The organism is Curtobacterium sp. MMLR14_010 (assembly GCF_001865015.1).
Taxonomy (GTDB): domain Bacteria; phylum Actinomycetota; class Actinomycetes; order Actinomycetales; family Microbacteriaceae; genus Curtobacterium.
The window spans coordinates 1-307 of the sequence record NZ_MJGV01000048.1 but is presented as its reverse complement, the minus strand read 5'-3'; the positions used below and the strand labels follow the sequence as shown (position 1 = coordinate 307).

Annotated in this window: 1 pseudogene; it reads right to left on the bottom strand. The window is 68.4% G+C overall.

Going from position 1 to position 307, the window contains the following annotated elements:
- Positions 1–307: pseudogene (locus BIU98_RS19490) on the bottom strand (hypothetical protein); the annotation flags it as partial.

Here is a 307-nt window from a genome sequence, read left to right as displayed (position 1 = left end):
ACCCTCGAGCTGGAGGGGCTTCAGCGAGCCGCCGTGGAGGGAGAACAGGTACGCGTTCGGGGCTGCGACCTCACCGTTGACGAGGACGTCGCCGTAGAGCTTGGAGGAGCCGGGGTTCACGACGAAGTTCTCCAGCGTCACGGTCGTGTCGCCGGCCTTGAGGGTCAGACCCGAGTCGTCGTGGTTCAGCAGGCCCTGGACGTAGGGGCGGTAGTTGCCGTCCGGGCTCCAGTACGTGACCGAGCCGGAGGTGATCGGGAACGACACGGCACCGTCGGCGAGCTTCGCGTCGCCGGACACGCCGGGG